15 protein-coding genes are annotated in these 15,787 nt (G+C 74.6%); 8 read left to right on the top strand and 7 right to left on the bottom strand.

Annotation, left to right across the window (positions count from 1 at the left end; all coding sequences use genetic code 11):
- The 5 genes from ACWEVP_RS20855 to ACWEVP_RS20835 are packed head-to-tail and all read left to right on the top strand — an operon-like array spanning nt 1 to nt 6,147.
- Entirely contained in the window at nt 1-1,629 is a 1,629-nt protein-coding gene (locus ACWEVP_RS20855; protein ID WP_452064207.1) for an NAD(P)-binding protein, read from the top strand.
- Nucleotides 1,630-1,638: 9 nt separating this feature from the next.
- A complete protein-coding gene (locus ACWEVP_RS20850; RefSeq protein WP_452064206.1) occupies nt 1,639-1,908 on the top strand; it encodes a DUF1876 domain-containing protein in 270 nt (89 codons plus the stop codon).
- A gap of 11 nt (nt 1,909-1,919) precedes the next feature.
- The gene (locus ACWEVP_RS20845; protein WP_452064205.1) at nt 1,920-2,429 is read left to right on the top strand and encodes a flavodoxin family protein; all 510 of its coding nucleotides are present in this window, start codon (nt 1,920-1,922) and stop codon (nt 2,427-2,429) included.
- Nucleotides 2,430-2,434: 5 nt separating this feature from the next.
- Entirely contained in the window at nt 2,435-3,541 is a 1,107-nt protein-coding gene (locus tag ACWEVP_RS20840) for a carboxylate-amine ligase (protein WP_452064204.1), read from the top strand.
- Entirely contained in the window at nt 3,538-6,147 is a 2,610-nt protein-coding gene (locus ACWEVP_RS20835) for a cation-translocating P-type ATPase (RefSeq protein WP_452064203.1), read from the top strand. Before ACWEVP_RS20840 ends, ACWEVP_RS20835 begins: the two co-directional genes overlap by 4 nt.
- Before the next feature lie 111 nt (nt 6,148-6,258).
- Here ACWEVP_RS20835 and ACWEVP_RS20830 read toward each other — a convergent pair whose 3' ends face one another.
- From ACWEVP_RS20830 to ACWEVP_RS20810, 5 genes are all read right to left on the bottom strand, one after another.
- Nucleotides 6,259-7,914 (bottom strand): SulP family inorganic anion transporter, encoded by a 1,656-nt coding sequence (locus tag ACWEVP_RS20830; protein WP_452064202.1) that lies wholly within the window; start codon nt 7,912-7,914, stop codon nt 6,259-6,261.
- Nucleotides 7,911-8,321 (bottom strand): ArsR/SmtB family transcription factor, encoded by a 411-nt coding sequence (locus ACWEVP_RS20825; protein WP_452064201.1) that lies wholly within the window; start codon nt 8,319-8,321, stop codon nt 7,911-7,913. Before ACWEVP_RS20825 ends, ACWEVP_RS20830 begins: the two co-directional genes overlap by 4 nt.
- A 62-nt stretch (nt 8,322-8,383) precedes the next feature.
- Complete coding sequence (locus ACWEVP_RS20820) at nt 8,384-9,337, bottom strand: magnesium transporter CorA family protein (RefSeq protein WP_452064200.1); 954 nt, start codon at nt 9,335-9,337, stop codon at nt 8,384-8,386.
- A 7-nt stretch (nt 9,338-9,344) separates the two neighbouring features.
- Entirely contained in the window at nt 9,345-9,785 is a 441-nt protein-coding gene (locus ACWEVP_RS20815) for a hypothetical protein (RefSeq protein ID WP_452064199.1), read from the bottom strand.
- 137 nt (nt 9,786-9,922) lie between these two features.
- Nucleotides 9,923-10,798 carry a universal stress protein gene (locus tag ACWEVP_RS20810; protein ID WP_452064198.1) on the bottom strand — a complete coding sequence of 292 codons (876 nt, stop codon included), beginning with the start codon at nt 10,796-10,798 and terminating at the stop codon, nt 9,923-9,925.
- 133 nt (nt 10,799-10,931) lie between these two features.
- Here ACWEVP_RS20810 and ACWEVP_RS20805 point away from each other — a divergent pair, with 133 nt between their 5' ends.
- The 3 genes from ACWEVP_RS20805 (at nt 10,932) to ACWEVP_RS20795 (ending at nt 14,232) form a co-directional block, all read left to right on the top strand.
- A complete protein-coding gene (locus tag ACWEVP_RS20805) occupies nt 10,932-12,590 on the top strand; it encodes a SulP family inorganic anion transporter (protein ID WP_452064197.1) in 1,659 nt (552 codons plus the stop codon).
- A gap of 112 nt (nt 12,591-12,702) precedes the next feature.
- Nucleotides 12,703-13,584, top strand: a complete 882-nt coding sequence (locus tag ACWEVP_RS20800) for a universal stress protein (protein ID WP_452064196.1) — start codon at nt 12,703-12,705, stop codon at nt 13,582-13,584.
- Between the two features lie 18 nt (nt 13,585-13,602).
- Nucleotides 13,603-14,232 (top strand): CBS domain-containing protein, encoded by a 630-nt coding sequence (locus ACWEVP_RS20795; protein ID WP_452064195.1) that lies wholly within the window; start codon nt 13,603-13,605, stop codon nt 14,230-14,232.
- Here ACWEVP_RS20795 and ACWEVP_RS20790 read toward each other — a convergent pair.
- The gene (locus tag ACWEVP_RS20790; protein WP_452064194.1) at nt 14,208-15,419 is read right to left on the bottom strand and encodes a GNAT family N-acetyltransferase; all 1,212 of its coding nucleotides are present in this window, start codon (nt 15,417-15,419) and stop codon (nt 14,208-14,210) included. The genes ACWEVP_RS20795 and ACWEVP_RS20790 overlap by 25 nt on opposite strands.
- Nucleotides 15,416-15,757 carry an ArsR/SmtB family transcription factor gene (locus ACWEVP_RS20785; protein ID WP_452064193.1) on the bottom strand — a complete coding sequence of 114 codons (342 nt, stop codon included), beginning with the start codon at nt 15,755-15,757 and terminating at the stop codon, nt 15,416-15,418. Before ACWEVP_RS20785 ends, ACWEVP_RS20790 begins: the two co-directional genes overlap by 4 nt.
- Nucleotides 15,758-15,787: the final 30 nt, after the last annotated feature.

Raw genomic sequence — 15,787 nt, 5'->3', positions numbered from 1 at the left:
GTGGAGCACGAGAAGCCGTTCGCGATCACGCTCGACGTCGGCTCGAGCCGGGCGAACAAGACCGGCGCCTGGCGCACCGAGCGGCCGGTCTACGTCGACCTGCTGCCGCCGTGCAACCAGGCGTGCCCGTCCGGGCAGGACATCCAGAAGTGGCTCTACCACGCCGAATCCGGGGACTACGAGCACGCGTGGCGGCAGATCATGGCCGACAACCCGCTGCCCGCCGTGCTCGGCCGGATCTGCTACCGGCCGTGCGAGAGCGCGTGCAACCGCGGCCAGCTCGACGAAGCCGTCGGCATCAACTCCGTCGAGCGGTTCCTCGGCGACGAAGCAATCAAGCAGGGCTGGACGATCCCGGTCGCGGCACCGTCGGGCCACCGGGTCCTCGTCGTCGGCGCCGGGCCCGCCGGTCTGTCGGCCGCCTACCACCTGGCCCGGCTCGGGCACGCCGTCACCATTCGCGACGCCGAAGCCGCGCCCGGCGGGATGATGCGCTACGGCATCCCGCGCTACCGGCTGCCGCGCGAAGTCATCGACGCCGAGATCGACCGGATCCGTGCCATGGGCGTGGTCTTCGAGCAGCACCGCCGGGTCACCGACGTGCCGGCCGCGAAGGAGGAGGGTGGCTTCGACGCCGTCTTCCTGGCCGTCGGCGCCCGGATCGGCAAGCGCGCCTACATCCCGGCCGGCGACTCGGCCAAGGTGCTCGACGCGATCTCCCTGCTGCACGGCCTCGAAGAAGGCGAGCGCCCGCTGCTCGGCCGCCGCGTCGCCGTCTACGGCGGCGGCAACACCGCGATGGACGCGGCGCGCACCGCCAAACGGCTCGGCGCCACCGACGCCGTGGTGGTCTACCGGCGCACGCGCGACCGGATGCCCGCCCACGAGTCCGAAGTGGCCGAGGCGGCCGAAGAGGGCGTCGCGATGCGGTGGCTGTCGACGATCAGCGAGATCGACGGCGACGGCATCACGATCGAGAAGATGCGGCTCGACGGCTCCGGCTTCCCGCAACCGACCGGCGAGTTCGAGCGGCTCGAAGCGGACAGCGTCGTGCTGGCCCTCGGGCAGGACACCGATCTGTCCCTGGTGGACGGTCTGCCGGACGTCGAGCGCGAGCACGGCGTCGTGCGCGTCGGCCCGGGGATGATGACCGGGCACGCCGGGATCTTCGCGGGCGGGGACATGGTGCCCTCGGGCCGGACCGCGACCGTCGCGGTCGGGCACGGGGCGAAGGCCGCCCGGCAGATCGACGCCTGGCTGCGCGGCACCGCCGTGCCCGCCCCGCCCGCCCGGCGCGAGGCCACGTTCGACGACCTGAACACCTGGTACTACAGCGACGCCGACCGGAAGGTCCGCCCGCACCTGGACCTGTCGCGCCGGGTGTCCACCTTCGACGAGATCAAGGGCGGCCTCGACGCGTCGAACGCGCTGTTCGAGGCGCGCCGCTGCCTGTCGTGCGGCAACTGCTTCGAATGCGACAACTGCTACGGGGTCTGCCCCGACAACGCGGTGCTCAAGCTCGAACCGGGCGAGAAGTACGCGATCGATCTCGACTACTGCAAGGGCTGCGGGATCTGCGTCGCCGAATGTCCCTGCGGCGCCATCGAAATGGTGCCCGAAGAAACCTGAGGAGGAACTGTGCAGGAGAAACGCTGGCACGTCGAAGTGCACATCGACGAAGACGACGACGGCCGCACCCGGGCGACCGCCCGGCTGGAGACCGCCGACGACACCCGCATCTCCGGGACGGGCGTCGCCCGGCTGAACCCGGCCGACCGCGACGTCCCCGAGGTCGGCGACGAGCTCGCCACGTCACGCGCCTTGAGCGACCTGGCGCACAACCTGCTCGAGTGCGCGGCGGGGGACATCGAAGCCCTCACCCACAAGCCGGTCCGGCTGGACCACTGAGAGGAGCGGACATGCGGATCCTCGTCGTCTTCGAATCGATGTTCGGTGCCACCGAAGAGATCGCCGAGGCCATCGGCAAGGGGCTGGCCGGGTCCGCTCCGGTGGAGGTGGTCAACGTCGACAAAGCGCCACGGGACCTCACCGGCGTCGGCCTGCTCGTCGTCGGCGGCCCCACGCACGTGCACGCCATGAGCCGCGCCGCGACGCGGAAGGCGGCGGCCGAGCAGGCGGACGGGCCCACCCGCTCGCACACCGGCGTGCGCGAGTGGCTGGACTCGCTGGAGTCCCTGCCGGCGAAGCTGCCGGCCGCGACCTTCGACACCCGGCTGGCGAAGCCGCGCCTGCTCACCGGGGCCGCGTCGCTCGGCGAGGCCAAGCGGCTGCGCCGGCGGGGCTGCGTGCTCGTCCTGCCCGCGGAGAGCTTCTTCGTCGAAACCGAGCCGGCGGACGCCGGCCCGAAGCCCGGCGAGGTCGAGCGCGCCGAAGCGTGGGGTGCGGCCCTGGGCCGCGTCGTCTCCTGACCGCCGTGGGGGGCTTGACGGTCGGCGTGGAGGAGGAGTTCGTGCTGCTCGACGCGCGGACCGGGACGGTCGTCCCGGCGGCGCCGCGGCTTCTCGGCGCACTGGGCGGCGAGCCCGGTGTGGTGCCGGAGTTCCTGCGCTTCCAGGTCGAGACGGTGACCGGCGTGTGCGGATCGCTGGCCGGGCTCCGCGGGGAGCTGACCCGGCTGCGGCAGCGGGTGGGCGAGGCGGCGGACGACGCGGGGTGCGTGGCCGTGGCCACCGCCGTCGCGCCGTTCGGCGGCGCGCCGCTGGTCACCGCCGACGCCCGGTACGAGCGGCTGGCCGCCCGGTTCCCGACCTTGGTGGCGGGGGCGGGCACGTGCGCCTGCCACGTCCACGTCGGGATCCCGTCCCGTGCCGCCGGGGTCCGGGCGCTCGCCGGGCTGCGGCCGTGGCTCGGCGTGCTCCTGGCGCTGAGCGCGAACTCGCCGTACGTCGACGGCCTGGACTCGGGGTGGGCGAGTGCCCGGTACCCGCTGTGGTCGCGCTGGCCGACGGCCCGGCCGCCGGCCGCGTGGCGGGACGTCGCCGAGTACGACGCGGCGGTCGCGGAAGCGATCCGGAGCGGGGCCGCGCCGGACGCTCGCGCCGTGTACTTCTACGCCCGGCTCTCGCCGCGGCACCCGACGGTGGAGGTGCGGGTCGCCGACGTCTGCCTGGACGTCGGCGACGCCGTCGTGCTCGCCGGGCTGGTGCGGGCGCTCGTGGTCACCGCGCTCGGCGAAGGGGGCGCACCGCGGCGGCCGCCGCCGGACTCGGTGATCGCGCGGTCGCTGCGCACCGCCGCGCGGCACGGCCTGGCCGGACCGGGGCTGGACGTCACCACCGGATCGACGGCCCCGGCCGAGAAGCTCGTCGCGGACTTGCTGGCCCACGTGCGGCCGGCGCTGGTGTCCGCCGGTGACCTCGAGGAGGTGCGGCGGGGCTGCTGCGCGATCCAGTCCCGGGCCGGCGGCGCGGGCCGGCAGCGCGCGTTGCGCGCCGCGTCGGCGACCCCGGCGGCGTTCGCCGCCCGGCTGGCCGCGGTGACCCGCGGAACGGATGACGAAAGCCTGGAGGCGGCGCGGTGAGCTCGGGAACGGTGACGGACGCGAACGAGTTCCACGCGCTGCCGGTGACCGCCGTCGCCGAGCGGCTCGGCGTCGATCCACGCGCCGGGTTGAGCGGTGAGGAGGCCGAAGCGCGGTTGCGCCGCTTCGGCGCGAACACCGTGACGGTGCCCGCCGGACCGGGGCCGCTCCGGCGGTTCCTCGCCCAGTTCCACAACCCGCTCATCTACGTGCTGCTGCTGGCGGGCGTGGTGACGTGGGTGTTCGGCGGGCACGTCGACGCCGGGGTGATCGGCGGGGTCGTGCTGCTGAACGCCGTCGTCGGGTTCGTGCAGGAGTCGCGGGCGCAGCGGGCGCTGGAAGCACTGGCGACCATGGTGCCGGTGGAGGCGACCGCCGTCCGGGACGGCGTCCCGCGGCGCGTCCCCGCCGCCCGGCTCGTGCCGGGTGACGTCGTGGAGCTCACCGCCGGCGACCGCGTGCCCGCCGACGTGCGGCTCGCGGAGGTGCACCTGGCCGAGGTCGACGAGTCCGCGCTCACCGGGGAATCGGTGCCGGTGGTCAAGTCCGCCGATCCGGTGCCCGCGCCGGCCCCGGTCGCCGACCGCACCGGCTCGGCGTACTCGGGGACGCTGGTGACCCGCGGCCAGGCCCGCGGCCTGGTCGTCGCGACCGGCGGCGCCACCCAGCTGGGCGGCATCCAGCACCTGGTGGCCACCGCCGAAGCCGTCACCACGCCGTTGACACGCAAGCTGGCCCGGTTTTCGCGGCAGCTGAGCGTCGTGATCGTCGCGGTTTCGGCCGGGGCGTTCGCGCTCGGCGTCGTGCGGGGCACGCCGGCGCCGGAGATGTTCACCGCGGTCGTCGCCCTCGCCGTCGGCGCGATCCCCGAGGGGCTGCCGGCCGCGGTGGCGATCGTGCTGGCCATCGGCGTGGTGCGGATGTCCCGGCGCGGCGCGATCGTCCGGCACCTGCCCGCCGTCGAGACGCTGGGCGGGACGACGGTGATCTGCACGGACAAGACCGGCACCCTGACCCGCAACCGGATGACCGTGACGACCCTCGCGGCGGCGGGCGAGGTGATTCCCTTGGTGCGGGCGGGAAGCGAGCTGCGGGAGTGTCTCGTCGCCGGCGTCCTGTGCAACGACGCCGAGCTCGACGAGGGTGATCCGACGGAGATCGCGCTGCTCGTCTCGGCGGCCGGGGCCGGGCTGGACCCGGCCGCGATCCGGGCCGCCGCGCCGCGCACGGGGACGGTCCCGTTCGAGTCCGAAACCCGGACGATGACGACGGTGCACGGTTCGGTCGCCTACCTCAAGGGCGCGGTCGAAGAGGTCGCGGCCCGGTGTGAGACGGAGCTGCTCCCCGGCGGCGGCGAACGTCCGCTCGACCGGGCCGCGCTCGACCGGCTGCACCGGACGCTGACCGCGCGGGGCCTGCGGGTGCTCGCGTTCGCCCGGCTCACGCCGAGCCCCGTTCTGCTGGGCCTGCAGGCGATGCAGGATCCGCCGCGGCCGGAGGCGGTCACCGCGGTCGCGGCCTGCCGGAGCGCGGGCATCGACGTCAAGATGATCACCGGCGACCACGCCGGGACGGCGCTCGCGGTCGCGGGCGCCGTGGGTCTCGCCGAGTCCCCGGGCGTGCTCACCGGAACCGAGCTGGCCGGTCTGGCACCGGGGGAGTTCGACGACGCCGTGGCGGGCACGAGTGTGTTCGCGCGCGTGTCTCCGGGGCAGAAACTGGAGCTGGTGCGGGCGTTGCAGCGGCGCGGGCACGTCGTCGCGATGACCGGCGACGGGGTGAACGACGCTCCGGCGCTGCGCCGCGCGGACATCGGGGTCGCGATGGGCGCGGGCGGCACGGACGCCGCCCGCCAGGCCGCGGACATGGTCCTGACCGGAGACGACTTCGCCTCGATCGAGGCGGCCGTGCGGGTGGGCCGCGGGGTGTTCGACAACCTGCGCAAGTTCATCGCGTGGACGCTGCCGGCGAACATCGGCGAGGGCATGGTCGTGCTGGTGGCGATCGTGCTCGGGGCGACGCTGCCGATCGTGCCGGTCCAGATCCTGTGGATCAACATGACGACGGCGGTGTTCCTGGGCCTGACGATGGCGTTCGAGCCGACCGAAGCCGGGGTGATGCGGCGCCCGCCCCGGCCCCCTTCGCGGCCGTTGTTCACCGCGGCGCTGCTGCGCCGGGTCGTGCTCGTGTCGATCCTGCAGGTGGTGGCCGCGTTCGCCGCGTACCGCCTGCAGCTGGGATCCGGTGCGGCGATCGAGCAGGCGCGGACGACCGCGATCAACGTGTTCGTCGGGGTCCAGGCCGCCTACCTGCTCAGCTGCCGCTCCCTCGACCGTCCGGTGCTGCGCGCGTGGCCGGGGCACAGCCGGATGTTCGCGCTGGGCATCGCCTTGACGGCGGGGCTGCAGCTGGCGCTGACGTACGTGCCGGTGCTGAACACGGCGTTCCACACCGCGCCGGTGGGGCCGGTGTCGTGGCTGTGGGTGCTGGGAGCGGCCGTGGTGGCGTTCGCGGTGGTGGAGGCGGACAAGCTGCTGTGGCAGCGGTTCACCGGGGGTGCGGGGCGGGAAGCCCGGCCGCGAGTGTCGAGGAAGCGGAGTTCGTAGCCCGGCCCGAGTTCTCGAGGGTGCAGGTGCTGTCCCGCGGTGAGGTGGGCAGCGCGCACGCGATCTTGCCGATGGCATGGGGAGCCGGTCGTCGCGGTCGCGCTCCGGGGCTCAGCCGGGCGCCGGAGCCGAGGTGGCCCGGGCGTGGACCCGGGCGTGCTCGACCGCGTCGTCGAGACTGGCGAAGAGGTGGTCTTCGTGGCCGAGCCTGCCGAGTGCGCCCGTGGCGGCGAGGACGTGGTGGTGGCGGTCCTGCACGCCCTTGACCAGAACCGTGACCCCGCTCGCTTCCAGCTCCTCGATGGTGTCGCCGAGCGCCCGCGCGCCGGTCGCGTCGAGCAGGTGCAGGCGGGACAGCCGGAGGATCACGACGCGGACATCGGCTGCGGCGTCGGCGATTCCGGTCAGGACGCGTTCGGAGGCGCCCCAGAACATCGCGCCTTCGAACCGGAACAGCGCGATGTGCTCGTCGCCTGCCTCGGCGGCACCCGGGAGCGGCTCCCGGCGGGCGCCGGCGGCCCGGGCGAGGGTCCGCAGGGCGAAGAACGCCGCGACGACGAGGCCGATTTCGACGGCGAGGATGAGATCGGCCGCCACGGTGACGATCGCGGTGACGGCGAAGGTCACCGCGCTGGACCGGCTCGCGCGGACCACGTCGCGAATCGTGCCCGCGGGTGCCATCCGCAGGCTGGTGACCATCAGGACGCCGGCCAGCGCGGCCAGCGGGATCCGGGACACCAGCCCGGTGGCGGTGTAGATCACCGCCAGGACGACGACGGCGTGCACCACGGCGGAAAGCCGGGTCCGGGCCCCGGAGCGGACGTTGACCGCCGTGCGCGCGATCGCGCCGGTGGCCGGCATCCCGCCGAACAGGCCGCTCACGATCGAGGCCAGCCCCTGCCCGACGAGCTCGCGGTCCGGCCGGGTCGGCCCGACCGGCGGGCCGCCGCGGGTGATCGCCACCGCCACCCGGGCGGACAGCAGGGATTCGATCGCCGCCAGTGCGGCCACCGCGACGGCCCCGCCGGCCAGGTCGCCGAGCGCGCCGGGCGTGAAGGAGGGCAGGGCGGCGTCGATCGAGGCCGGCAGCGCGCCGATCCGCGGAACGGGGAGGTGGAGAGCCTCGGCGGCGACGGTCGTCACGGCGACCGCCACCAGGGACGCGGGGATCCCGCGGTGCAGCCGCGGCAGCACGAGCATGGTCACCGCGACCACGGCGACGGTGGCCACCGTCCAGCCCACCGCCGGTCCGGTTCCGGCCACGGCCGCCACCGCGGCGAGGAACGGGTTCCGCCCCGGGGCCGCGGTCGTGCCCACCGCCGCCGGGACCTGCTGCAGGAAGATGATGCACGCGATGCCGAGCGTGAAGCCCTCCACGACCGGCCAGGGCAGGAAACCGACCAGCCTGCCCAGCCGGGCCGCGCCGGCCACGAGGACGAGGACACCGCCCATGATCGACACGAGCGCCACCGAGGAAGCGCCGTGGGCCGCGACGACCGGCGCCAGCACCACCGCCATCGCCCCGGTCGGCCCGGACACCTGGACCGGCGACCCGCCGAAGACCGCGGCGACCACCCCGGCGACGACGGCGGTGACGAGCCCGGCCGCGGCGCCGGCGCCGGAACTGACGCCGAACGCCAGCGCCAGCGGCAGCGCCACGACGCCGACGGTCACCCCGGCGAGGATGTCGGCCCGCACGACCGGCGGGCGGAAGTCGTAGTCGTCGCGGGTGGGGAGCAGGGCCTTGACCGCCGGGAGCCCGCTCACCCGCGCTCCGCGACCGCGTCGAGAACGGCCTGCGGGCTCGCGCCCGGAAGCGGCGGCAGGTCCCGGGCCAGGCGGAGCTGGTCCGATCCCGGGCGGAGACTCGCCAGCAGGAAGGCGCGGGCGACCACGAGCAGCTCGGCGACCACGGGCTGGGCGAGCCAGTACTCCACGGCGTTGCCGGTGCGCGTCGAGGTGACCACGCCGCACCGGCGCAGGACGGCCAGGTGCTGGGAGAGCTGGGAAGCCTCGCACCCGGTCACGTCGAGCAGCCTGGTCACCGGGGCGCCTTCGTCGCCCGCGGCGGCCAGGACTTCCAGCACCTGGATGCGGGTCGGGTGCGCGAGGCACTTGAACAGGTCGGCCTTGATCCGGTAGAGCGGCTCGGTCGTCCGGGACCTCGCGGGCATCGGCTCACCTCCTGGTTTGATGACTATATCAATCCATCAAACCGATGCCGGAGGGGCACTGGTCAGAGCCAGTCGCGGCGTTTGAACAGCGCGTACAGCGTCCCCGAGATGACCAGGATGGCGAGCGTCGAGACCCACACCCCCGAGGCCTGGCCGAAGCCGGGGTAGGGGATGTTCTGCCCGTAGAACCCGGTGATCGCGGTCGGCACCGCGATGATCGCCGCCCAGCTCGTCACCTTCTTCATGATCGTGTTGAGCCGGTTGCCCTGGATGCTCAGCTGCGTCTCGCGGATCGTCGCGATCAGGTCGCGCAACGACTCCGTCCACTCCGTCACGCGCAGGACGTGGTCGTAGACGTCCTGGAAGTACGGCAGCAGCGTGTCGTCGCGGCGCATCAGCGAGGCCACGATCTCGCGCATCGGCACGGCCAGGTGGCGCAGCCGGCTGAGGCTCCGGCGCAGCCGCAGCGAGCGGCGCTGCAGGTCCGTGTGGTCGACGTGGTCGGCGAACACCAGGTCTTCGAGCGCTTCGACCTGCTCGTCCAGCACCTGGACGGCGTCGAGGTGGGAGTCGACGAGGTAGTCGAGCAGACCGTGCAGCAGGAACGCGGCGCCGTTCTTGGCCAGCTCGGGGGTGCTGTCCCAGCGCTCGGTGAGCGCGTCGATGTCGGCGGTGTTGTTGTGGTGCACGGTGATCAGCACGCGCTCGGTGAGGAACGCGTCGATCTCCGACGCCGTGAGCGCGCCGTCGGTGACGCGCACGGTGTACGCGGCGAGGAAGGAGTGCCGGTCGTAGTGGACGAGCTTGGGCCGCTGGTGGTCGTCGTCGAGCACGGACGCCACGGCGAGCGGGTGCAGGCCCAGTTCGGCGGCGAGCGCCGCCAGGTCCGGCGCGGTGGGCGCGTCCAGGTCGAGCCACAGGGTGACCGACGGGTCGGCGAGGTGCCGGGCGGCCTCGGCGGCCGGGAAGTCCTCCCGCTCGAGGACCCCGCTGCGGTAGAGCCGGCTGCGCGTCATCGCGGGGTCAGTGGTCGTACGCGGCGGCCAGGCTCGCGCGGCAGGCGCGGACCAGCTGGCGGGTGGCGCGCGTCGCGGGCGTCTCGCGGCAGGACGGACAGCACACCGAGACGTCGCCGGCCGGCTGGTCGATTGCGACGGTCAGGGCGCATTCGCAGGCGCGGCACCAGCGGGTGCCGGTGACGATGACGACGTGCAGCGGGGAGGCGACGCAGTCGTGCAGCCAGCGGCGGTGGGTGCGGCAGGTGATGCGCTCCAGCGGGTCCAGACCGTCCTCTTCGGACCGGTCCTCCGCGGTCAGCGTCCGCGCCAGCCGACCGTCGGCGACGTCGGCGTAGCGGGGGTCGGTGACGCCGGCGGGGCGCAGGGCCAGCCGGTCACGGCGGTTGCGGAGCGGGGACGTCGGCTCGGCGGTGGTCGCCGGCGCGGATCCGGGCTGGCTGTCCATGGGGGCCTCGCTTTCGTCGGGATCCAGAGTCCGCCGCGCGAGGCCGGGGAACGAGGGCCGGACCGCCCGGTTCCCGGGGCCCGGTGGCCCCGGTCCGGGTGGGGCGAAGGCCCGTCGGCGAGAGGACTTCGGTCCGTTCAGGAGGCGGTGCGCACCAGGTACACCGGGCAGGCCGCGTTGTGCAGCAGCGCCTGTCCGGTGGAGCCCAGCAGCAGGCCGGGGAAGCCGCCGCGGCCGCGGTCGCCGAGCACGACGAGCTGCGCGGCCGCGCTGCGTTCGATCAGCTCGCGACGCGGGTGACCGCGGACCACGACCCGCTCGATGCGGACGCCGTCGGCGTCGTGCGCGCCGGCCAGGCCGGTGAGCAGCCGCTCCCCGGCGTCGGTGGCCGTCCGCGGGTCCACGTGCGGCTCGGTTTCCGGGCGGTGCGGATCGTCGGTCGACGCGTGCACCACGACCAGGCGGGCGTGCCGGGCCCGCGCTTCGGCGACCGCCGCCGCCAGGATCCGGCCGCTCGGTTCGCTGCCGTCGATCCCGGCGACCACCGGCCGGTCCGCGGCCCCGGGCTCGTCCCAGGCGTCGCCGCGGACCACCACGACGTCCGAGCACGCGTGCGCGCCGACGGCCGAGGCGACCGAGCCGGCGAGCAGGCCGGTGAGCCTGCCGCGCCCGCCGGAGCCGACCACGACGAGCGAAGCCTTGCGCGACGCGTCGATGAGCGCCGGCGCGGCCCGGTCGGGGTCGAGCCGGGTGGTGACGGCGGGCGCGCCCTGCGCTTCGGCGATTTCCCGCGCCGCGCGCAGGAAGCGCTGCCCGTGCGCGCGCAGGACGTCCTTCATCTCCTCCGGCGGCGGGACGACGCCGCCGGCGAGCAGCGCCGAGAAGTCGAGGGCGTGCACGATCTCCAGCGGGACGTCGTGCAGGCGCGCGGCCCGGCCGGCCCAGCGGACGGCGTCGAGCGCCTCGCCCGACCCGTCCGCCCCGGCGACGATCGGCTGGTCCGTTCTGGTCATGGAAACTCCTGGAAACGGGGGTCCTGCGCCGAAGGTAGGCCGGCTCCGCGCGCGCGGCTGCGGCCGGAAGTCCCCCGGCGGTGGGACTTCCGGCCGCAGCACCGGGGTACTCCCGGCCCGCATCCTCGGGTGCGTGAACTCCTCCGCCGTGCTGCCCGGGCTCGCCCGCCTGCGCCACTACCGGCGTTCGTGGCTACGCGGGGACGTCGTCGCCGGGGTCACCGTCGCCGCTTACCTGGTGCCACAGGTGATGGCCTACGCCGAGGTCGCCGGCCTGCCGCCGGTCGCCGGGCTGTGGGCGGCGCTCGGCCCGCTGGCGGTGTACGCGCTGCTGGGTTCGTCGGGGCAGCTGTCGGTCGGCCCGGAGTCGACGACGGCGTTGATGACGGCGGCGGTCCTGACGCCGCTGGCGGCGGGCGACCCCGGCCACTACGCGACGTTGGCCTCGGTGCTCGCGATCATGGTCGGCGGCCTCTGCCTGGTCGCCGGGCTGGCCCGGCTGGGGGTGCTCGCCGAGCTGCTGTCGAAGCCGGTGCTGACGGGGTACATGGCCGGGGTCGCCGTGCTCATGATCACCGGCCAGCTCGGGAAGGTCACCGGGGTACCGGTCGGCGGCGGGGACTTCGGTTCCGAGGCCGGCTCCTTCTTCGCCGGGCTCGCGCACGTGCGGTGGCCCGTCGTCGGGCTGGCCGCGGGGGTGCTGGCTCTGCTCTTCCTGCTGGAGCGGTTCACCCCGTGGGCGCCCGGGCCGCTCGTGGCGATGGCCGTGGCGACCGCGGTCGCGACCGGGCTCCCGGACGTCGACGTCGTCGGTGCGCTGCCCGCCGGGCTGCCGCCGCCGGGGTCCGGCGCCTCCGCGGCCGACATCGGGCAGCTGGTGCTGCCGGCGGTCGGCATCGCGATCGTCGGGTTCTCCGACAACGTGCTGACCGCACGGGCGTTCGCGGCCCGCCGCGGCGAGGAGGTCGACGCGGACCAGGAGTTGCGCGCGCTCGCGGCGGCGAACGTGGCGGCGGGGCTCCTGCGCGGGTTCCCGGTCAGCAGCAGCGGCAGCCGGACCGCGCTGGGCGCGGCGGTGGGCGGCCGGACCCAGCTGCACTCGCTGGTCGCGCTGGCGACGGTGGTGCTCACGGTGCTGTTCGCCCGGCCCCTGCTGGCGGCGTTCCCCAAGGCGGCGCTCGGCGCGCTGGTGGTCTTCGCCGCGTGGCACCTGGTGGACGTGCGCGAGCTGCGGCGGTTCGCCCGGTTCCGGCGCAGCGAGCTCGTGCTCGCCCTGCTGACCACCGCCGGGGTGCTCGGGCTCGGGGTCCTGTACGGCGTGCTGGCCGCCGTCGGACTGTCCATTCTGGATCTGCTGCGCCGGATCGCCCGCCCGCACGACGGGATCCTGGGCACGGTGCCGGGCCTGGCCGGCATGCACGACGTCGACGACTACCCGGCGGCGACGACCGAGCCGGGCCTGGTGGTGTACCGCTACGACGCGCCCCTGTGTTTCGCGAACGCGGAGGACTTCCGCCGGCGCGCCTCGGCGGCGGCGGACGACGGGACACGGTGGTTCGTGCTGAACGCGGAGGCGAACGTGGAGCTGGACGTGACGGCGGCGGACGCTCTCGACCGGCTTAGGGAGGACCTGGCGCGGCGTGGGGTCGTGTTCGCGATGGCGCGGGTGAAGCAGGACTTGCGGGACGACCTGGTGGCCGCGGGGTTGGTGGCGAAGGTGGGGGAGGAGCGGATCTTCCCGACGCTGCCGACGGCGGTGCGGGCTTACCGGAGCTGGGCCGCTGCGGGGTAGCCCGGCCGGGAGCGGCCGAAGGTCACTCGGGGCGGGGACGAACGACCGCAGCGGCCGCCTTCGCGGGCGGCCTACCGTCGGCCTCACGAACTTGAACCCCGGAGGGAACGTCATGAGCGCAGCCGGAAATCCGCCGATCGTGGTGGCCGTGGACGGCTCGGAAAGCGCCGCGGCGGCCGCGCTCTGGGCGGCCGCGGAGGCGGCCCGGCGGCACGCTTCGCTGCTCGTCTTCAGCGCCTACGGCTACGAAGACACCGCGTTCGGTGGCAAGGTCTACCCGCCGTCGGACTGGCTCGCCGTCAAGGAAGCCGAAGCCGATCAGCTGCTGCGGCACACCCGCGCCACCCTCGAAGCCGCCGTCCCGGGCTTGGAGATCGCCACCGAAGCCAGCGACCGCGGGCCGGTTCCCGGGCTGCTGGAGGTGTCCGGCCGCGCCCGGCTGCTCGTCACCGGCGAGCCCGTCGGCCCGATCGCCGGACTGTTCAGCGGTTCGCCCGACGTCGACCTCGCCGCCAAGGCGCACTGCCCGGTCGTCGTCGTGCGCGGGAACGAAAGCGTCGACGGCCCGGTGGTCGTGGGCGCCGACGGCAGCCCGCTCAGCGAAGCCGCCATCGCGTGGGCCTTCGAGGAGGCCGCGATCCGCAACGCCCCGCTCGTCGCCCTCTACACCTGGCACGACGGCGACACCGCCGGCCTGTTCAGCGACGGCAACGTCGCCTTCCAGGGCGAATCCCTGCGCGAGTCCGGCCGGCGGCTGCTCGCGCAGCGGCTCGCCGGGTGGCAGGAGAAGTACCCCGACGTCACCGTCGAGCGCCGGGTCGACCACGACAAGCCGCGCTCCCGCCTGCTTTCCGCGAGCCACGGCGCGCAGCTGGTCGTCGTCGGCAGCCGCGGGCGGGGCGGCTTCACCGGCCTCGTCCTCGGCTCGACGAGCCAGGCCCTGCTCCACCACGCCGCCTGCCCGGTGATGGTCGTCCGTACCGAAAACCGCTGAACCACGAGGAGTTGTGCCATGACCACGGTCTCCGCGGTGATGACCGCCGACCCGATCACCGTCTCCCCGCAGACGCCGTTCAAGGACATCGCCGAACTGCTCACCGGCAACGGGATCAGCGCGGTCGGCGTCCTCGGCAAGACCGGCGCGCTCGTCGGTGTCGTCTCCGAAGCCGACCTGCTGCCGCACCTGTGGGAGGACCCGAAGCCCCGGTGGCGGGACCGCCGGCTGGCCCGCAAGGCCACGGCGTGCACCGCCGGGGACCTGATGACCAGCCCCGTCGTGACGATCGACGCGGACGCCCCGCTCGCGGCCGCCGCCGCGAAGTTCGCGCGCACCGGTGTGCGGCGGTTGTTCGTGCTGCGCAACGGGAAGCTGGCCGGCGTGCTGGCCCGCCGCGACCTGGTGCGCGTCTTCACCCGCGGCGACGCGGACCTCGAACGGGAAGTCAGCGACCGCGTGCTGCGCGAGCAGCTGAACCTCGGCCCGGACCGCGTGCGCGTGGAGGTGCGCGCCGGGATCGTGACGGTCGTCGGCCGCGTCGAGCGCCGCAGCGACATCGACCCGGTGACGCGGCTGATCCGGGAGCTGTCCGGCGTGGTGGAGGTGCGCAACCGCCTGGACTACGTCTGGAACGACGTGGCCTGACCGGCGCGGCCGGCCACCGTGCTGCGCCGTTCGACCAGGATGACGTCGCGCCACCGGCCGTGGTGCCGTCCGAGGTGCCGCCGGACGCCGACCTCGCGGAACCCGGCCCGCTCGTGCAGCTTCCGGGACGCCGCGTTCTCGGGAAACAGTCCGCTTTGGACGGTCCACACCCCGGCGGCCTCGGTCGAGTCGATCAACGCCGTGAGCAGCGCCCGGCCGACCCCGCGCCCGCGCGCGGCCGGGTGGACGTAGACGCTGTGCTCGACGACCCCGGCGTAGACGCACCGGGACGAAACCGCGGTGACGGCGGTCCAGCCGAGGACCTCGCCGGCGGCGCCGAGCGCGGTGAACCGGTGCGCGGGCAGGTGGGCGGCGTCCCAGTCGGGCCACCCGGGCGCATTGGTCTCGAAGCTCGCGTCCCCGGTGTCGAGGCCGGCTTGGTAGATCGCCAGGACCTCCTCCGCGTGGGCCGGTGTCAAGGGAACGACCCGGACCGGCGCCGGCCGGGTGGCGCGGATGATCGCCGAGTGCAGGTCGTCCCCGACTTCGTGGGTGGTGCGGACGTCGATGCCCGTCAGCCCGGCGTCGCGCAGCAGCGCCCGGTAGTCCTCCGCGGTGAGCGCGCCGCCGAGGCATTCGGCGGTGCCGGCCGCGCGTTCGGCGTCGGTGAGCGTGGCGGCGGCCAGGAGGTCGGTGATCCCGAGGCGGCCACCGGGGCGCAGGACACGGGCGATCTCGCGGAAGACCGCCGGCTTGTCGGCCGAAAGCGCGATGACGCAGTTGGAGATGACGACGTCGACCGAGGCGTCGGGCAGCGGGATCCGTTCGATGGTGCCGTGGACGAACTCGGCGTTGGCGACGCCGGCCTGTTCGGCGTGGCGGCGGGCGAGGGTGAGCATCTCCTCGGTCGCGTCGAGACCGATGGCGCGGCCGGCGGGGCCGACCCGGCGGGCGGAGAGCAGGACGTCGAGCCCGCCGCCGGAACCGAGGTCGAGCACGGTCTCGCCGGGGCGGAGGTCCGCGACGGCCACCGGGTTGCCGCAGCCGAGGCTGGTCGCGGCCACCGCGGCCGGGGCGTCTTCGCCGGCGTAGTGGACGGCACCGAGCCGGTCGGTGCGGGTGATCAGACCGGGGCTTTCCCCGGCCAGCGCCCGGCGGGCGGCGCCGGCGTAGCGGTCGAGGCTCACGGGCACACCTGCTCGAACGTGACGGCGGCGCGTCCCATGACGACGTCGGCGGCGGTCGGGAAGCCGGACACGCAGCGCTGGTTGACCCGGTAGAGCCGGGCGGTGCCGCGCGGTTCGGCGAGCACGAACCGGGCTTCGGTGAGGATCTTCAGGTGGGCGGAGACGGTGGACTGCCCGACGTCGACGTGCCCGACGATCTGCCCGACCGTCATCGGGGTGCCGGCCGAGGCCAGCAGGGTGAGGATCTGCACCCGGGTCGGGTCGGCCAGGGCCCGGAACCACCCGGCGTAGGTCTCGGCGGTGGCGCGGTCCAGCACGGCACCTCCTTCATCGTTCATCGACGATAGACGATGAAGCGGGCCGGCGGA

The organism is Amycolatopsis sp. NPDC003865 (assembly GCF_053605345.1).
Note: the sequence above shows the minus strand (reverse complement) of the source record. Positions and strands in the feature narration are given on the sequence as shown.

What these genes read in the sequence shown, in the direction of transcription:
- ACWEVP_RS20845 (WP_452064205.1), top strand. Translation starts at nt 1,920, where the DNA reads ATGCGGATCCTCGTCGTCTTCGAATCGATGTTCGGTGCCACCGAAGAG.
- ACWEVP_RS20825 (WP_452064201.1), bottom strand. Translation starts at nt 8,321, where the DNA reads ATGCCCGCGAGGTCCCGGACGACCGAGCCGCTCTACCGGATCAAGGCC.
- ACWEVP_RS20820 (WP_452064200.1), bottom strand. Translation starts at nt 9,337, where the DNA reads ATGACGCGCAGCCGGCTCTACCGCAGCGGGGTCCTCGAGCGGGAGGAC.
- ACWEVP_RS20815 (WP_452064199.1), bottom strand. Translation starts at nt 9,785, where the DNA reads ATGGACAGCCAGCCCGGATCCGCGCCGGCGACCACCGCCGAGCCGACG.
- ACWEVP_RS20810 (WP_452064198.1), bottom strand. Translation starts at nt 10,798, where the DNA reads ATGACCAGAACGGACCAGCCGATCGTCGCCGGGGCGGACGGGTCGGGC.
- ACWEVP_RS20800 (WP_452064196.1), top strand. Translation starts at nt 12,703, where the DNA reads ATGAGCGCAGCCGGAAATCCGCCGATCGTGGTGGCCGTGGACGGCTCG.
- ACWEVP_RS20795 (WP_452064195.1), top strand. Translation starts at nt 13,603, where the DNA reads ATGACCACGGTCTCCGCGGTGATGACCGCCGACCCGATCACCGTCTCC.
- ACWEVP_RS20785 (WP_452064193.1), bottom strand. Translation starts at nt 15,757, where the DNA reads ATGAACGATGAAGGAGGTGCCGTGCTGGACCGCGCCACCGCCGAGACC.